This is a genomic window from Geobacter sp. 60473 (assembly GCF_036323535.1).
GTDB classification, from domain to species: domain Bacteria; phylum Desulfobacterota; class Desulfuromonadia; order Geobacterales; family Geobacteraceae; genus Geobacter; species Geobacter sulfurreducens.
The window spans coordinates 2,292,169-2,308,262 of record NZ_AP028967.1 but is presented as its reverse complement, the minus strand read 5'-3'; the positions used below and the strand labels follow the sequence as shown (position 1 = coordinate 2,308,262).

General features: G+C 60.3%; 16 protein-coding genes and 1 tRNA gene. 7 read left to right on the top strand and 10 right to left on the bottom strand.

What is annotated here, in order from left to right; genetic code table 11:
• Positions 1 to 18: 18 nt before the first annotated feature.
• From AABA48_RS10420 to AABA48_RS10395, 6 genes are all read right to left on the bottom strand, one after another.
• Positions 19 to 1,869 carry an SLC13 family permease gene (locus tag AABA48_RS10420; RefSeq protein ID WP_338270191.1) on the bottom strand — a complete coding sequence of 617 codons (1,851 nt, stop codon included), beginning with the start codon at positions 1,867 to 1,869 and terminating at the stop codon, positions 19 to 21.
• Between the two features lie 23 nt (positions 1,870 to 1,892).
• A complete protein-coding gene (locus AABA48_RS10415) occupies positions 1,893 to 2,204 on the bottom strand; it encodes a Rieske (2Fe-2S) protein (RefSeq protein WP_286350397.1) in 312 nt (103 codons plus the stop codon).
• 19 nt (positions 2,205 to 2,223) lie between these two features.
• Positions 2,224 to 5,031: an aconitate hydratase AcnA gene (gene acnA, locus AABA48_RS10410; protein WP_338270188.1), complete on the bottom strand. Its 2,808-nt coding sequence runs from the start codon at positions 5,029 to 5,031 to the stop codon at positions 2,224 to 2,226.
• A gap of 40 nt (positions 5,032 to 5,071) precedes the next feature.
• Positions 5,072 to 5,632, bottom strand: a complete 561-nt coding sequence (locus tag AABA48_RS10405; protein WP_286350395.1) for a hemerythrin domain-containing protein — start codon at positions 5,630 to 5,632, stop codon at positions 5,072 to 5,074.
• Positions 5,633 to 5,669: 37 nt separating this feature from the next.
• A complete protein-coding gene (locus AABA48_RS10400; protein ID WP_286350394.1) occupies positions 5,670 to 5,828 on the bottom strand; it encodes a rubredoxin in 159 nt (52 codons plus the stop codon).
• 77 nt (positions 5,829 to 5,905) lie between these two features.
• Positions 5,906 to 6,127 (bottom strand): ferredoxin, encoded by a 222-nt coding sequence (locus tag AABA48_RS10395; protein WP_039646157.1) that lies wholly within the window; start codon positions 6,125 to 6,127, stop codon positions 5,906 to 5,908.
• Between the two features lie 277 nt (positions 6,128 to 6,404).
• Between AABA48_RS10395 and ric the strand changes: the two genes are divergently transcribed.
• Complete coding sequence (gene ric / locus AABA48_RS10390) at positions 6,405 to 7,154, top strand: iron-sulfur cluster repair di-iron protein (protein WP_338270186.1); 750 nt, start codon at positions 6,405 to 6,407, stop codon at positions 7,152 to 7,154.
• A 184-nt stretch (positions 7,155 to 7,338) separates the two neighbouring features.
• Here ric and AABA48_RS10385 read toward each other — a convergent pair.
• Positions 7,339 to 7,436 (bottom strand) — tRNA-Sec (locus AABA48_RS10385).
• Between the two features lie 184 nt (positions 7,437 to 7,620).
• Between AABA48_RS10385 and AABA48_RS10380 the strand changes: the two genes are divergently transcribed.
• Both AABA48_RS10380 and AABA48_RS10375 read left to right on the top strand, forming a co-directional pair.
• Positions 7,621 to 8,427 (top strand): DsbC family protein, encoded by an 807-nt coding sequence (locus AABA48_RS10380; protein ID WP_286350392.1) that lies wholly within the window; start codon positions 7,621 to 7,623, stop codon positions 8,425 to 8,427.
• 18 nt (positions 8,428 to 8,445) lie between these two features.
• A complete protein-coding gene (locus AABA48_RS10375; protein ID WP_324311651.1) occupies positions 8,446 to 9,171 on the top strand; it encodes a rhomboid family intramembrane serine protease in 726 nt (241 codons plus the stop codon).
• Between the two features lie 4 nt (positions 9,172 to 9,175).
• Here AABA48_RS10375 and AABA48_RS10370 read toward each other — a convergent pair whose 3' ends face one another.
• Entirely contained in the window at positions 9,176 to 9,613 is a 438-nt protein-coding gene (locus tag AABA48_RS10370) for an FxLYD domain-containing protein (protein ID WP_324311649.1), read from the bottom strand.
• Positions 9,614 to 9,788: 175 nt separating this feature from the next.
• On the opposite strand from AABA48_RS10370, the gene AABA48_RS10365 reads away from it, so the two are divergent.
• A complete protein-coding gene (locus AABA48_RS10365; RefSeq protein ID WP_324311647.1) occupies positions 9,789 to 11,123 on the top strand; it encodes a hemolysin family protein in 1,335 nt (444 codons plus the stop codon).
• Between the two features lie 2 nt (positions 11,124 to 11,125).
• Complete coding sequence (locus tag AABA48_RS10360) at positions 11,126 to 12,217, top strand: AI-2E family transporter (protein WP_214302977.1); 1,092 nt, start codon at positions 11,126 to 11,128, stop codon at positions 12,215 to 12,217.
• Positions 12,218 to 12,230: 13 nt separating this feature from the next.
• Here AABA48_RS10360 and AABA48_RS10355 read toward each other — a convergent pair whose 3' ends face one another.
• Together AABA48_RS10355 and htpX are read right to left on the bottom strand one after the other, a co-directional pair.
• Positions 12,231 to 13,166: a TerC family protein gene (locus AABA48_RS10355; RefSeq protein ID WP_324311644.1), complete on the bottom strand. Its 936-nt coding sequence runs from the start codon at positions 13,164 to 13,166 to the stop codon at positions 12,231 to 12,233.
• Positions 13,167 to 13,255: 89 nt separating this feature from the next.
• Positions 13,256 to 14,116 carry a zinc metalloprotease HtpX gene (htpX, locus tag AABA48_RS10350; RefSeq protein WP_286352531.1) on the bottom strand — a complete coding sequence of 287 codons (861 nt, stop codon included), beginning with the start codon at positions 14,114 to 14,116 and terminating at the stop codon, positions 13,256 to 13,258.
• A gap of 362 nt (positions 14,117 to 14,478) precedes the next feature.
• Here htpX and AABA48_RS10345 point away from each other — a divergent pair, with 362 nt between their 5' ends.
• Positions 14,479 to 15,057, top strand: coding sequence for a TMEM165/GDT1 family protein (locus AABA48_RS10345; RefSeq protein ID WP_286350386.1), 579 nt, complete (start codon positions 14,479 to 14,481; stop codon positions 15,055 to 15,057).
• A 137-nt stretch (positions 15,058 to 15,194) separates the two neighbouring features.
• Positions 15,195 to 16,079: an energy transducer TonB gene (locus AABA48_RS10340; RefSeq protein ID WP_338270180.1), complete on the top strand. Its 885-nt coding sequence runs from the start codon at positions 15,195 to 15,197 to the stop codon at positions 16,077 to 16,079.
• Positions 16,080 to 16,094: the final 15 nt, after the last annotated feature.

Below are 16,094 nucleotides of genomic sequence, written 5' to 3'. Positions count from 1 at the left end.
CGGCTTTCTCCAGCCGTCTCAAAACGGGAAAAAAAGCGGCAGAACCGAAACCATCACTATCCCCATGACAACCTGAAGGGGCAGCCCTACCTTTATATAATCACCGAATGTATAGCGGCCGGCCGACATGACGAGCGCATTGGGAGGCGTCGAGAATGGCGATGCAAAGCACATACTGGCTCCTATCGAAACAGCGAACATGAACGGGTAGGGACTGACGCCGAGCTGTGCCGCTGCGTTCAGTGCGATCGGGGCGAGCAACACCGCACATGCCGTATTGCTGATGAATAATGTGAACACGGATGTCGTGACATACACCCCCGCAAGCAGCACGACCGGCCCATAACTGCCCAGGGAGCTTGCCAGGCTGTTCGACAGAAGTTCGGCGGCGCCGGTCTTCTCGATGGCGGTCGACATCGGAAGCATGCCGCCGATCAGGAGAATGCTCTCCCAATTGATGGTTTTGTATGCGTCCTCCATGGTGCGAACGCAGCCCAGCAGCACCATCAGCACCGCTGCAATCATGACCGAGACAACCGCCGGAATAAGCTCGGTGACCAGCAGTACCACCATCAGCAGCATGATTCCCGCGGCAATGGGCGCTTTGTTGTCCATGGTAACCCTGCGCGACTCTTCGGCCGGCTGACCTATGACAACGTAATCGGCCTGCTCGGCGGAAAGCAGGGCGATGTCCTTCCAGGTGCCTTGGACAAGCAGGGCGTCACCGAAGAGCATCTTCTCTCCCTTCAGGTTATGCAGCAGCAGGCGGTCCTTTCTCTGGATGCCCAGGATGTTTACCCGGTACTTCTCGCGAAACCCGGATTGCTCGACCAGCTTGCCGATCAGGTTCGAGCCGGGAGTCAGCATGACCTCGGCGATGCCGATCTTCGCGGTCGCGTACTGCTCGGCGCCGGCCGGCTGTCTGTCCTCGGGAACCTGGTGATCCAGCAGGATCAGGCCATACTCCTTCGTAACCCGCCGCACCTGATCGAATGTGCCGTGGATATACAGGATGTCCCCTTCCTCAAGCACCGTAGCCGGTCCGGCAATCTCTTGGTCGATCGTCTTGAGGAATTGATTCCTTGCTGATGTTTTGCGCCGGATCTCGATGATATTCACTTCAAACCGGGACGAGATATTCAATTCACTCAGAGTTCTCGATGCAACGGAGGATGTTGCTCCCACCTTTGCCCGGAACAGGTTGTCCGAGAGCTGATACTTCCGGGCGAGCTCGCCGGGCGAGCGCCTGCTGCGCGTCTTCTTCCCCGTCTCATTCCTCGGCAGGAACCGGCGCAGGAAGAGCAGGCTGACAAGCCCGACCATGAACCCGACCAGCCCGATCGGCGTGAATGAAAAGAAGGACAGCTTCCCGTATCCTGCGCTGACGAGTGTCTCCTGAATCACCAGGTTGGGCGGTGTCCCGATGAGTGTCAGGGTGCCGCCGAAACTGCTGGCAAAGGCCAGCGGCATCAGCAGTCTGCCCGGGTTGATGCGGGCGCTCGTGGCCAGGCTGACCACGATGGGCATCAACACCGCCACCGTGCCCGTGTTGCTCACCGTGGTGCCGAATGCCGCCGTCACAACCATCACCATGATCAGAAGAGTCGTCTCATTCGTCCCGGCCAGTTTCAGCAGCCTCCTGCTCACCTGCTTCGCCAGGCCGGTCTGAAATATGCCGCCACCCACGACGAACAGGCCGATCATCATCATGACAATCGGGCTGGAGAAGCCGGACAGCGCTTCGTCCGGCGTCAGGATGCCGAAGAGCATGAGAAGAATCAACGCACTGACGGCAACGAGATCCGGGCGGATGATCCCGGAGATGAACAGGAGGGATGCCAGTGCCAGTATGGTTACGGTAATGATCACAATGTCAGCCCCATCTCAATCGTTCAATCGGATTCGGTTACCGTATCGATCATGATGTCGTCGCCGACCACCTCGACCCGGTAGATTTTAAGGGTGTAGCCGGGGTGGTCGGTGCAGGCGCCGTTGGCCAGATCGTAGTGCCAGCCGTGCCGTGGGCACGAGATGACCCCGTCCCTGACGATCCCCCCCAGCATCGGGCTTCCCTGGTGGGGGCAATAGTTCTCGCAGGCCGATATCGTACCGTTGTCATTGATCAGCACCACCTCTTCGCCGTTGACGGTGACGAGCTTCTTGCCCCAGAGCGGGACTTCGGCGAGTTTCGCGGCAAACTGCATGTCGGTTTCCTCCGTTTCGTTACGTTAATGCCTGGCGCAGCACATAGGGCAGAATTCCGCCATGACGGTAATAATCGAGCTCGTTGGGGGTGTCGATGCGGACCAGCACCGGGAATTCCCTGTCTCTGCCGTCGGCGCTCAGGGCCCTGACACGAAGCGTGCCCCCGGGAACAAGAGATGAAAGCCCCTCGATATCAAAGATTTCCAGTCCGGTGAGGCCGTGGGTCTCGCGGCTTTCGCCCGCCATGAACTGGAGCGGCAGCACCCCCATGCCGATCAGGTTGGAGCGGTGGATCCGCTCGAAACTCTGCGCGATCACCGCGCGGACCCCCAGGAGCCTGGTCCCCTTGGCGGCCCAGTCCCGGGACGATCCGGTGCCGTACTCGGCGCCGGCCACGACGATGAGGGGAATGCCGTCCTGCTGGTAGCGCATGGCAGCGTCGTAGATGGGCATCGTCTCTCCCTGGTCCTGCCCCTGCGGGAAGTAGCTCGTCATCCCCCCTTCGACACCCGGCACCAGGAGGTTCCTGATCCGGACGTTGGCAAAGGTCCCCCGGACCATCACATCGTGATTGCCGCGCCGGGAGCCGTAGGAGTTGAAGTCTTCGGGCTTCACCCCCAGGGAGACGAGATGGCGGCCGGCCGGTGACTCCCTGGCGATGGCGCCGGCCGGGGAGATGTGGTCGGTGGTGACCGAGTCTCCCAGGAGCGCCAGCACCCGGGCGCCACGGATATCGTCGACCGGCGCCGGCACGGCAGTGGCATCGGCGAAAAACGGCGGCTCCTTGAGATAGGTGGATGTTTCCTCCCACTGGTACAGTTCGCTCGCGGGAACGGGGAGCTCCTCCCAGGCCCCGTTGCCTCGCAGGATATCGGCGTAGCCGCGGCTGAAGTGCTCCGGCGTGACGTGGCGGCGCACCAATTCGGCAACCTCCTCGTCGGCGGGCCAGATATCCTTGAGGTAGACCGGCTGGCCGTTCGGATCGACGCCGACCGGATCGCGGGTAAGATCCATGGCGATGTTGCCGGCCAGGGCATAGGCTACCACCAGGGGGGGCGAGGCAAGGTAGTTTGTCCGGACGTAGTTGTTGATCCGCCCCTCGAAGTTGCGGTTTCCCGACAGGACCGCCGCCACGGCGAGGCCGCCGTCCACAACGGCCTGGGCGATATGGTCGGGGAGCGGCCCGCTGTTGCCGATGCAGGTGGTGCAGCCAAAGCCCACCAGATGGAAGCGCAGCCCTTCCAGGTATGCCATGAGTCCGGCGGAGGCGAGATAATCGGTCACAACCCGTGAACCCGGGGCAAAGCTGGTCTTTACCCACGGCTTGACCTGCAGGCCTCGCTGCACGGCATTTCTGGCAAGGAGCCCGGCGGCCATGAGGACCGACGGGTTCGAGGTATTGGTGCAACTGGTGATGGCGGCAATCACGATGGAGCCGTGGCAGAGGTTGTAGGCCACGCCGTCGGGCTGCCTGACCGGCACGCACCGCTCCAGTGGGCCGAGCTTTTCGTCCGGCGGGGCGATGGAAAGCTCCGGGGCCACATAGCGGGGAGCCCCCCCGTCGCCGAGCCAGCAATCCAGGATGCTCCGGTCGATGCGGGCCGCCTCGTTCTGCATGAGTCCGGCCAGGGATTTCCGGAATGAGCCGCGCACCTCTGCGAGGGGTATCCGGTCCTGGGGGCGGGAAGGGCCGGCCACACACGGCTCCACGGTGCAGAGATCCAGCTCGATGGTGTCCGAGTACCACGGCTCCGGCTGGTCGGGACCGTACCACAGGCCCTGCTCCCGAAAATAGGCTTCGATGAGGGGTACCAGAGCGGCCCTGCCGGTGAGACGCATATAGTCGAGCGTCTGTTCGTCCACCGGGAAAACTCCGATGGTCGCCCCGTACTCGGGGGCCATGTTGCCGATGGTGGCGCGGTCGGCAACCGTGAGCGAGGCGAGCCCCGGACCGAAGAACTCCACGAACGCGCCGACCACCCCCTTCTTGCGAAGCATCTGGGTGACCGTGAGGACCAGGTCCGTTGCCGTTGCCCCGGGAGGCAGTCTTCCCGCGAGCCGAAACCCCACCACCCGGGGGATCAGCATGGAGCAGGGCTGGCCCAGGAGCGCCGCTTCCGCCTCGATTCCCCCCACCCCCCACCCCACGACCCCCAGGCCGTTGACCATGGTGGTGTGGGAATCGGTGCCGACGATGGTGTCGGGATATATCCATATCCTGCCGTTCTGTTCGGCCACCATGGCAATTTGGGCAAGGTATTCGAGATTTACCTGGTGACAGATGCCGGTATCGGGCGGGACCACCCGAAAATTGCGGAACGCCCTCTGTCCCCAGCGGAGAAACTGGTAGCGCTCGCGGTTACGCCGGAATTCGAGATCGGCATTCGTCTCGGGGGCCGAGAGGGTGCCGTACCGGTCCACCTGCACCGAATGGTCGATGATGAGGTCGGCCGGCTGCAAGGGGTTGATCCGGGCAGGATCGCCGCCCAGCCGCCTCAGGGCCGAGCGCATGGCGGCAAGGTCGGCGATTGCAGGCACGCCGGTAAAGTCCTGGAGCAGAACCCGGGCCGGCATGAACTGGATTTCACGGTCCGGGAGAGTCCGGGGATGCCAGTGGCCGAGCGCCACGATATCGTCGCGTTTGACCGCAACACCGTCCTCGCGGCGCAAAAGGTTTTCCAGAAGAATCCTGATCGAGTAGGGAAGGCGCGAAATGTCCGCACGGAACGACTCGGCGAACTTCGGCAGGGAGTTGTAGTTGTAGCGGGATCGGCCGACGGCCAGGGTCGCTCGGCTTCCGAAACTGTCGGGGCTGTTTCGTGGCATGCTCTCACCTCACACCGTCTTGTGCTGAATATCTGAGCGATTACAGTCTGTGCGATTGTTCTGCCAGCATTTCGGCCATGGTCACGAGCCGGTGATGCTCATCCTTCCCGATCGATTCTTCTACCAGGTCGAACTTGTGCAGTAATTCCCGCTGCTCCTCCCCATTGAGAATCTTGTCGGTCATGGGAAACAGCAGATAGTTTTCCTTCCAGATGTGGTTGGGATAGAGGTTCACCAGTCCTTGCAGGCTTGCGCGCAAGGGTCCGGTCGCCTCGGTGTTCCCCTTCCCGTAAGCTTCTGCGGCTTCAGCCAACTCCATAACAAGCTTTCTGCCGCTCTGATGCTCATGGATGAGGATCCCCAGGGGGCAGCCGGTCACCGGCACCCCCTTTGCCTCAAGGAGAGGAAAGAGGTGGCGCTCTTCCTTGCCGTGATGGCACGTATCAGCGAACATCCGCATGAACTCCACCAGGTCCCGGAGGATGCCGCAGTCCGGCCTTTTTCCCGCATCCAGCCCGTCGGCAATAGCGGCCATGACGCCCACCACCGTCTGGATAACGTGATGTTCCTCTTCCAGTATTTCGGTCGCTTTTTTCTCCATTTTCCTCGTCCTCCCTGGAGTGGGGCACCCTCTCCGTTCAAGCCGGCACGAACATGTTTTTGGCAACTCCGCATACCGGACAGACCCACTCCTCTGGAAGCTCCTCAAACGGGGTTTCGGGCGGGACACCGTTCAAAGGATCGCCCACGAAGGGATCGTAAACATGCTGACAAACGGTGCAGATCCAACGCTGCATTTACAGGCTCCTTTTTTCCGCGCCACAGCTTCACGTGGCTGACGAATGGCGGAGGCTTCTGCCGGCCGTGGCCCGGATCAGGCAAAACTCCTCAGATAGTCGGGCTCGGTACTCCAGTTGATGCACGAAACCGGGCAGACATCAATGGCACCATGTTGGATGTCGTCCTCGGATGCGCCATTGGGGTCATAGCATTCCGCCTTGTTTTCGTCATCGAAACGAAACACCTCGGGAACGTTGTCCACACAGAGCCCGCAGCTTATGCATTCTTCCTTGTCAATCCATGGTGCTTTGATCATATGCATCCTCCAGGTAAAAGTTTAGGCGCCGAACACGTTCGGCGCCTCTTGGACACGTAACAAACCTGAATTTAGTTATGACGAGTAGCAGTAAGAGTACTGCACTTCCCGAAGAATGCAATTCAGTCAGATGATTGATGTGTTAATTCCGGTTGATAGCGGCCTTTGACCAGCGGCATTCTCTATGCCTGAACTGAGCGTTTCTGGCAGAGACTTGAACGTGCAGGGGAACGTGATAACGTTAGGTGTATTTCTTACCCGCCCGAAAGGGGACAACATGAACGAGCCGAAGAAATTACACGAGGAAAAAGCAGAAGGCAAAACCATCGGCGATTTTGTTGCCGAGGATTACCGGTCCGCGGGAGTTTTCGAGAAATACGGGATTGATTTCTGCTGCGGCGGAAATGTCGCGTTTTCTGCCGCTTGTCGGCAAAAGGGCGTCGATCCGACCCAGATCTTGCAGGAAATCGAGGCTGCGAAGACTGAACCGGTCGCACGGAGCGAGAACTTTGCGGCGTGGGAACTTCCGTTCTTGGCAGACTATATCGTCACGGTTCACCATGGGTACATCAAGGAAAATATCGGGCAGATTGTCTCCCATACCCGCAAGATTGCCGAGGTCCATGGTCCTCGGCATCCCGAGTTGACCGAAATCGCCGCCCTGTTCGACAGGGTTGCAGCTGATCTGACAGCCCATTTGCGCGAGGAGGAAGAAATCTTTTTCCCGGCACTGAAACAGGCCGACTCGGCAAGAACGGCAGGGAAGAAGCTGGAGCAACAGGATGCCGACGCAATGAGAAGAAATTTGGAGATATTGCGCCGAGAGCACGAGGAGGTGGGCGATAGGGTTCATGCCATCCGCCGCCTTGCCAAAGATTTTGCGGTCCCCGGCGACGCCTGTAACACCTACACGGTCACATACAAAAAACTGAAGGAATTCGAGGATGACCTCCACAAGCATGTGCACCTCGAAAACAATATCCTCTTTCTGAAAGCAGAAAGATATCTGGTTCCCCCGCGGGCATAAGGGTGCAACGGAGGGGTGCCTGTCTCCATTGCAGGGTCAAGCTCACATCTGTCGCTGTATGTAGACTCGCTTAAAACTTGAAGTTCGCCGGCACATGGTGACATTCGTCGATGTTACCCCTGCGTCAAGCATGTTTACGTGAGGTGAGGGGGTAAGTTGCAGTTGCCTAACTGAGTGAAATGATTGGCGGAGGCACATGGGAATCGAACCCACCTGGGAGTTTTCTCAACCCCCACACCGGTTTTGAAGACCGGGCGGCCCACCAGCGACCGACGTGCCTCCGTGACAGGAGGGCGAAACGGGAAAGACATGCACAAAATAGAATATTTTCGTGTATAAGACAACACCTATTTTCAGTCGATTCCCGTTAAGTCGTACCGGGGGTTCGCGGATATGTAACTTGATGAAACTTGTATTAAATGGTATCACTGACCCATTAGGCGAAACGTTTTACCACGGAGGTATCATGACGAAACGACTGATCAACTCCTGTCTGGTCGGAGTGCTGGTTGCCGTGCTGGCTGCAGGCTCAGCCCTCGCTTCCCCGAAGGAGGCGGCCAAGGAGGAAAGCCCCGAAGCGACGATCAAGGCGCTCTTCCCCACGCTGCCCCTGACAAGCGTTAAGAAAACCGCCGTCGACGGCCTCTACGAGGTAATTACCGACGGCAACGTCATCTATATCCATCCGAAGACCGGCCATGTCTTCATCGGCAATCTCTTCACCAAGGAAGGCAAGAACCTGACGGCGGAGGCGAGCAGCCGCCTGGTGGCGGAGCGCTACAAGCTCATCACCGCCGCCGACAAGGAAAAGGCGGTGAAAGTCGGCAACGGCACGTACGAGGTCATCGAGATCACCGACCCCGATTGCCCCTATTGCCGCAAGATGCACGAGTACTGGGGCCGTCGGCCCGACGTGACCCGCTACGTGTTCTTCCTGCCCCTTGCCATGCATCCTGATGCCGAGAAGAAGATCCGCTACATCCTGTCCGCCGAGAACAAGGAACTCGCCTTCTGGGAAGTCTATTCGGGCGAGTTGGACAACAAGCGTGAGATCCTTGACGCCCCCCGGGACGACAAGGGGCTTCTCGCCGCCCACAAGGCGATCGTGGCCAAGCTGGGCGTGAACTCCACCCCCACCTTCTGGGTGCAGGGAACCTATGTGAACGGCGCCAATACCCAGCTCATCGAAAAGGTGATCGGCACGTGCAAGACCGCCGAGGGCATGGCTCCCGGTGCTCCCGTCAAGTGCGAGGACGAGGGGCAGAAGAAATAGCGGAGGCCACGCACTTCCGTGATCCCGCTCAAGGACTACAACCCGACGCGACGCTTGCCGGTGGTAAGCGTCGCGCTCATCATTCTCAATTGCGCCGCGTTCCTGTTCGACCGGTACACCGGCCACTACGAGCCGCTGATCGTGGAGACGGCCCGAGGGCTGGTCCGAACGCGGCAGTTCGTCGGCGGACTGTCGGCGGACTACTCGCTGGTTCCCGCCGTGCTCACCTCCCATCCTCTCCTTGCCTTGCCCACCATCATCTCCTCAATGTTCCTCCACGGCAACTGGCTCCACATCGGTTCAAACATGCTCTACCTCTGGATATTCGGCAACAACGTGGAAGATGTGCTGGGGCGGTTCCGCTTCGTGGTGTTCTATCTGGGCTGTGGCGCCGTGGCGGCCCTGGCCCAGGTGGCAAGCGCGCCCGGTTCCGATATCCCGATGGTTGGGGCCAGCGGCGCCGTTGCCGGCGTGATGGGGGCCTATCTGCTCCTGTTCCCCCATGCGCGGATACTGACGCTGGTGCCGATCATCTTCTTTTTTACCTTCATCGAAGTACCGGCATTCATCATAATCGGCTGGTGGGTGCTCATCCAGTTTCTGAACGCCAACTGGCTCGGCGGGGGGGAATTACGTGGCGGCGTGGCCTATTTCGCGCACATCGGCGGGTTTGTGGCCGGGATTATAGGCCTCTGGCTTTTCGGGGCGGCGCGCCGGGGGGGCAGGCCTTACCGGCGCTGGTAGTCTTTCACGGAGATCCGTAGAAGGTGTGGAACCGGGAAATGCCGCTCATGCGCTCTTCCGACAGGTAGTACCGGTAGAAAAACCGGATGGTCTTGGGGGGCGCCGTCATTGCGGCGCGCACCGGGATGGAGAAGTCGGCACGTTCGCCGATGGCGAGCTGGTTGGGAAAGAAAAGGAACGACCCCGTCCCGATGGGGGTGCCCCCTTCGTCCAGCAGCGTGGCAGTAAGTTCCAGGTCGCGGATGTAGTAATAGGTCCTGTTCTCGGCCACGCCGTCGATGGTGGCTCCGTCGGGGCCGACCGTGGTTTTCCAGTAAAAGGCGAAGTCGAAGAATTCGTAGCTGTTCGGGTAGATATCGGCCGGGCGCAGGGATCCGGCCGTTTGGGCGCATGCGGCGGTCAGGAACAGCATCAGGGCGAGCAAGAGGTGTTTCGCGGGCATGGGACCCCCTTCGCATGGCTGCCGCGCCATGAATGGTATACCGGTATCGAAACGGATTTTCGGCTTCTTTGGCCGACTCTGATGTTACTATGCCAAATTTGTGCTACCATTCAACTGCTGAATGTGATGCAGTGCATGAATTCTTTCCATTCCCGGGAGGTACGTTTCAACATCCATGATTGAAGAATTATTGGTCATCTTTGTCCTTATTCTCGGCAACGGATTTTTTGCCGGCTCGGAACTTGCCATCATTTCCGCCCGCAAGGGGAGAATTGCCCAGTTGGTCGAAGCCGGCGACTCCCGCGCCCTGATTGTTGAACGACTCCAGAATGATCCGCACCGCTTTCTGGCCACGGTCCAGGTAGGGGTGACGGTGGTTGGCTCTCTTGCCTCCGCCGTGGGCGGCGCCGCGGCGGTGCAGTCGGTCAAGCCGCTGCTGCAGGCGGTTCCCGTCGATTTCATCCGCCATGCGGCTGAGCCTCTGGCCATCGGCCTGGCCGTCGTATTCATCTCCTATCTCTCCCTCATCTTCGGTGAACTGGTCCCCAAGACCGTGGGCCTCCAGTATGCGGACCAGATGGCGCTTCGCGTGGCCAAGCCGATCAGCTCCATGGCAAAGGTCGCAGGAGTGGTGGTCAGCTTTCTCACCATTTCCAACAAGGCGGTGCTCGCCATGATGGGGATCAAGGCCGAGGGGAGTCAGGCGTTCGTCACCCGCGAGGAGGTTCAGCACATCGTCGCCGAGGGGCACGAGGCGGGGGTGTTCAGCGCCACCGAGCAGGAGTACATCAGGAACATCTTCGATTTCACCCACACCTGCGTCCGCGAGGTGATGGTGCCGCGCACCCGCATGGTGGCCCTCGATCTGGCGCGCCCCCGGATTGAGCTGGTCCGGGAGGTGCTGGACAACATGTATTCACGCTATCCGGTTTACCGCGAGAGCATCGAGAACGTCGTCGGCTTCATTCACGGCAAGGATCTGCTGGGGAGGACCGTGACCGATCCGGAGTTCGCCATTGAGTCAATCGTCCGCCCACCCTTCTATGTGCCGGAAGGGAAAAAGGTCAACGAACTCCTCAAGGAGATGCAGCGGCTCAGGATTCACATGGCGCTGGTGGTCGACGAGTATGGCGGCATCAGCGGCCTGGTCACCACGGAGGATCTGCTGGAAGAACTGGTGGGCGAGATCGAGGACGAACACGATATCGGCGAGCCCGGCACCGTGCAGCGGCTGCCGGACGGCAGTCTGCTGGTGGACGCCCTCATGTCGATCGGAGACCTTGCAGACCTGCTCAAAATCAAGCTGGAAGAGGATGTCCCCTATGACACCCTTGCCGGCCTCATTCTCGATCATCTGGGACGCTTCCCCGAGCGGGGCGAGACGGTGGAGTGGGACCGTTTCAGCCTCATCTGCGAGGAGGTCAAACAGACGGCGATCGTCAAGGTGCGCATCGTGGAAAATCTGCCGCCCCAGGCGGGTGACGAACAGCACGGAACGGAGCACGAGTAGGCATGGACCGGGGACACTTTTTTGCGCTTCTCGGCTTTCTGGCCGTCGCCCTCATGCTGTACCTCGTCTATGCCATTGTGGCGCCGTTCCTGGCGCCGCTGGGATGGGCCGCCGTCATCGGCGTGCTCACTTTTCCCGTCTACCGGAAGCTTCGGGCCGGGACCGGCGGCAGGGAGCTGCTGGCCGCGGGAATAATGACCCCTGCAGTGGTCATTACCCTCGTGGTACCCGTGATCGGCCTCACGTTCTTCATCATTCAGGAGGCGACCCTCGCCTATCAGTTTCTGGAACGGGTAGCCGCCGACGGGGGGGAGGCGGTGCTGACCAAGATTCGGGCCCATCACCTGATACACCCCTGGATTGCGCGGATCGAGTCCTATACCGGTCCCCTCAGCCTTGAGATCGACACCACGTTGCTCCCCGAGGTAAAGGAGGTGGCGGCCAAGGTCCTCGGATATTCCAAGGAAGTGGTCAAGAATGCCTTCATCTTTATCCTCAAGATCATCCTCATGGTGATCGCCCTGTTCTTCATTTATCTCGACGGAGAACGGATCCTGCGGCGGGTTCTCGCCATAATACCCCTTACCGAACAGCACAAGACCGTGCTCACCGAGACCGTCCGTCGCGTGCTCACGGCGGTGATGTTCGGCGTCTTCCTGACCTGCCTCGTTCAGGGGGGCCTTGGGGGCATCGGCTTTCTGGTGGCAGGTGTCCCGTCACCGATCCTCTTCGGCGCCATGATGGCGGTCTGTGCTCTGATACCGGTGGTTGGAACGGCACTCATCTGGCTGCCGGCCGCCATCTATCTGCTGCTTAACGGGCAAATAGTCCAGGGGGTCGGACTCATGATCTGGGGATTTGCCGTGGTAAGCTCCATCGACAATGTGATCCGTCCCTTTTTCATCAGCGGCAAGGCCAAGCTGCCGGTGCTCGTCATCGCCATCGGCGGTCTGGGCGGCCTTGCCTCTTTCGGGTTGCTGGGGGCCGTGATCGGGCCCCTCGTGCTTGCCTTGTTCCTGGCGCTTTTCGATATGTATCAGGAAGAAATGGCGGGGCACGACGGAGACGCCGGGCCCCGTCCGGAGGAGGGGTAGAGGAAAGACTTTGTCACCCGCGGTGGGCGGCGCGTGCTCGCCGGTTACCGATGGTGACCGAGGTGAGAATCGAAATAGCCAGCACCCCCACGATGGTCCCCAGCGAGAAGATGATGGGAATATGGTAAATGTCCACCAGCAGCATCTTTACCCCCACATAGGCGAGAATGACCGACACACCCAGCTTCAGGTAGACGAACATCTCCATGACGTTGGCCAGCAGGTAGTAGAGGGAACGCAGTCCCATGATGGCGAACACGTTGGAGGTGTACACGATAAAGGGGTCCCGGCTTACCGCCAGCACCGCCGGGATGGAGTCCACGGCAAAGATCAGGTCGCTCGACTCCACCATGACCAGGGTCAGGAATAGCGGCGTGGCCGCCCGCACCCCACCTTTCTTGATGAAGAACCGGTCGTCGCGAATCCGTTTGGTGATCGGCACCAGCTTGCGCACGAGCCGCACCATGGGATTTTTTTCCGGCTCGATCTTTTCCTCTCCGCCGAAGGCCATCTTGAATCCCGTTACCACCAGAATCCCGCCGAACACGTAGATCATCCAGTGGAACCGTTCAATCAGCTCTATGCCTGCCAGGATGAAGATCGCCCGCAATACCAGCGCGCCGATAATCCCCCACTTGAGGATCTTTGGCTGGTGGGCCTTGGTGATGTGGAAGTAGGAGAAGATCATGATGAAGACGAAGAGGTTGTCCACCGACAGGGACTGCTCGATGAGATAGCCGGTGAAGAACTCCATCGCCTTGGTGGGACCCATCTCGAAGTAGATCCAGACGTTGAACGACAATGCCAGCGAGACCCAGACAAGTGTCCAGGTCAGGGCCTCGCGAAACTTGATTTCATGGCTCTTGCGGTTGAACACCCCCAAGTCGAGAGCAAAGACTACCAGCATTATTGCGGCAAAGCCGACCCACATCATTGTATTGATTTCCATTCAGGTAACTCCGGGGTGTTTGGCGGGATAAGGTCACGTGGAAGGAGGCCGGGTGTGCGCTCCTTCCACGTATCAACTGTTGAGGTCTGTCAGAAGTTTCTGCTGTACGCCATGGCTTCGAGTCGTGCGATCCGCTCCTCCATGGGGGGGTGCGTGGAGAAGAGCTTGAACAGCGAACCTCCGCTGAGCGGGTTCACGATGAAGAGGTGGGCCGAAGCCGGCGACGCCTGCTGCATCGGGATCATTTGGGACGCCATCTGGAGCTTGCGCAGGGCATTGGCCAGGGACTGGGGATTGCCGCAGATGCGCGCACCCGACTCGTCCGCCAGGTACTCGCGGGAGCGGGATACCGCCATCTGGATCAGCATGGCGGCGATGGGGGCGATGATCGCCATGGCCAGGCCACCGATCATGCCGCCGGCCCCTTCCTCGTCGTCGCTCCGGCCGCCGCCGAACATGGCCGCCCACTGGAGCATGTTGCCGAGCATGGAGATGGCGCCGGCAAAGGTGGCGGCGATGGTGGACACCAGGATGTCTCGGTTCTTAACGTGGGCCAGTTCGTGGGCCATAACCCCTTCAAGCTCCTCGGGGGATAGGATACGGAGGATGCCCTGGGTTGCGGCCACTGCCGCGTGGTTGGGGTTGCGGCCGGTGGCGAAGGCATTGGGGCTGTCGCTGGGGATGATGTAGACCCGGGGCATGGGCAGGCCCGCCTGAATCGCGAGTCGGCGCACCATGCCGTAGAAGGCCGGGTTCTCGGCCTCGGTGATCTCCTTTGCCCCGTACATGGAGAGGACGATCTTGTCCGAGAACCAGTAGGAGAAGAAGTTCATGGCGCAGGCCATGAAAAAGGCGAAGATCATGCCGGTCTTGCCGCCGATGGCGCTCCCCATGGCCACCATGAGAAGGGTGAGCAAGGTCAGGAGCAGGGTTGTCTTGAGTCGGTTCATCATGTGTTGGTACCTCCGGTTGGTTATGCGTTGCGGCCGGGGCAAATAAAAAAGACCTTTACCCGCGGCGCGATTGAGCCTTGGATAAAGGTCTTGCATGCTGTAACGCTCAACATCGGGATCAATGTTTCACGAAGCCCCGGGCCCGGGTGTTGCCACCGTGATGACGAGCCGTGGGTCGGCGCATAAGGATGGATGGCGCCGATTGCTACTCCCCTTTAACAAGGAAAATGATAATCAGCTGCCTCAGCGATGTCAAGGGTTTTCATGGCAGCACATCCAGGTCCTTGCATATCTCCGGTACATGGGGTACCATCCCCGGTCTGTTTCAGCCCATAACCATTTTAAGAGGGACAATTTCCGTGGACGCAGCCGTATTTTTTACGACCTTCGGTATTATCTTCCTGGCAGAGCTGGGCGACAAGACCCAGCTTACCGCCATGGCCCTGGCCACCCGCTACCCCTGGAAGAAGATTTTCATCGGCATCGCCCTGGCGTTTGCCGTTCTCAACGTGGGCGCCGTGGCGCTGGGCAAGTTTCTCTTTGCCGTGCTTCCCATTTTCTGGATCAAGCTCGTCTCTGGCGGCCTCTTCCTCTTTTTCGGCATCTCTACCCTCCGGGGGGGAGACGGTGACAAGGACGGCGAAAAAGGCCCCGCCTCGGCCCGGGGACCGGTACTCACGGCTTTTCTGATGATCCTGCTGGCCGAGCTGGGCGACAAGACCCAACTCGTAACCACCAGCCTGGCCGCCCAGCACGAATCGCCCCTGTCGGTGTTTGCCGGCTCGACCCTGGCCCTCTGGGGGGTGTCGCTCCTGGGCATCTTCATCGGCAAGCAGCTCATGCGGGTCATCCCCCTCGGCACGATTCACCGGGTGGCCGGGGTGCTTTTTCTCGTCTTCGGCCTCGTCATCCTCTACCAGACCTTCACCGGGCCCTGAGCGATTGCATTTTTCAAGGCGGCCCCGTACAATTGTCCCTGATTGAGCGGGTGTCGGCATGGTGATCTGCGGGCCGCTCCGGCAGCCCCTGTCCAGTCACCGTTCCCGTGATCCGGATTCACCTCCCCGAGAGCCCGATGTCCGACAACTACGTCGAAAAATCGTTTCTATACCTCCTGGTCCTTTCGCTTTTCCTTCATGCGGGCGTGTTCGCCCTTTTTCTCGTTTTCCCGCAGCAGAGGCAGGTGGTCCGCCAGGAGCCGATCATGATCGACTTGGAAGACATCCCCGATCTGTCCTCCCAGCCACCGGCGACCGACAGGAAGGAGGCCCGACGCCTTGCCGAGGAGCGGCACCGCGTCCCCCGGGAAATAGCCCCCCGTGGCGACATGGACCGGGACCGGATCGCTTCGCTCCCCTCGCAGCCGCGGCCGCGGATGGTTCCACCGCCTTATGCCCCGACGTCGCGCGAGCCGGCGGCCCGAGAGCCGGAACCGTCCCCCGGTGATATCCCCGTACGGGAGCCCTCCCGGGGCGGGGGCGGTATCCTGAGGCCGCGGACCAGGGGAGAGAGCCTGCCGGAGATGGCCCAGCTCATGCCGAGCGCTGAGCGGCTGGCAAAGATCGAGGAGAACTACAGGAAAAGGTTCAGTGACGATGTGGCGGAGGGCGACACCAAGTTTCTCGATACCGACGACATCCAGTTCGGCTCGTTCCTGCGCCGTTTCGAGAATGCCGTCTACGGCGTCTGGCGCTATCCGGCCGATGCGGCGCGATTGGGCATTGAGGGTGTTGTGCCGGTGAAGATCACCTTTAATCGCTCGGGAGAGATCGAGAAGTACGAAATCCTGCAGGGTTCGGGGAGCCGGATCCTCGACGACGAGGTGGGGCGGACCCTCTCGACCATCAAGAGGGGGGGCACGGTGGGGGGCTTCCCCCGCGGCTACACCAAGGATCACTTCCACCTGGTCGCCTTTTTCCAGTACGGCATCGTGCGCGGCGCCAGCCGCTCGCTCCGCTGACGCCGTCGCAGTCCT

Excerpts from the sequence above, each read along its gene's own strand:
- AABA48_RS10365 (WP_324311647.1), top strand. The coding sequence starts at position 9,789 with ATGATTGAAGAATTATTGGTCATCTTTGTCCTTATTCTCGGCAACGGA.
- AABA48_RS10395 (WP_039646157.1), bottom strand. The coding sequence starts at position 6,127 with ATGATCAAAGCACCATGGATTGACAAGGAAGAATGCATAAGCTGCGGG.
- ric (WP_338270186.1), top strand. The coding sequence starts at position 6,405 with ATGAACGAGCCGAAGAAATTACACGAGGAAAAAGCAGAAGGCAAAACC.
- AABA48_RS10360 (WP_214302977.1), top strand. The coding sequence starts at position 11,126 with ATGGACCGGGGACACTTTTTTGCGCTTCTCGGCTTTCTGGCCGTCGCC.
- htpX (WP_286352531.1), bottom strand. The coding sequence starts at position 14,116 with ATGAACCGACTCAAGACAACCCTGCTCCTGACCTTGCTCACCCTTCTC.
- AABA48_RS10340 (WP_338270180.1), top strand. The coding sequence starts at position 15,195 with ATGTCCGACAACTACGTCGAAAAATCGTTTCTATACCTCCTGGTCCTT.
- AABA48_RS10405 (WP_286350395.1), bottom strand. The coding sequence starts at position 5,632 with ATGGAGAAAAAAGCGACCGAAATACTGGAAGAGGAACATCACGTTATC.
- AABA48_RS10370 (WP_324311649.1), bottom strand. The coding sequence starts at position 9,613 with ATGCCCGCGAAACACCTCTTGCTCGCCCTGATGCTGTTCCTGACCGCC.
- acnA (WP_338270188.1), bottom strand. The coding sequence starts at position 5,031 with ATGCCACGAAACAGCCCCGACAGTTTCGGAAGCCGAGCGACCCTGGCC.
- AABA48_RS10400 (WP_286350394.1), bottom strand. The coding sequence starts at position 5,828 with ATGCAGCGTTGGATCTGCACCGTTTGTCAGCATGTTTACGATCCCTTC.
- AABA48_RS10355 (WP_324311644.1), bottom strand. The coding sequence starts at position 13,166 with ATGGAAATCAATACAATGATGTGGGTCGGCTTTGCCGCAATAATGCTG.
- AABA48_RS10380 (WP_286350392.1), top strand. The coding sequence starts at position 7,621 with ATGACGAAACGACTGATCAACTCCTGTCTGGTCGGAGTGCTGGTTGCC.
- AABA48_RS10415 (WP_286350397.1), bottom strand. The coding sequence starts at position 2,204 with ATGCAGTTTGCCGCGAAACTCGCCGAAGTCCCGCTCTGGGGCAAGAAG.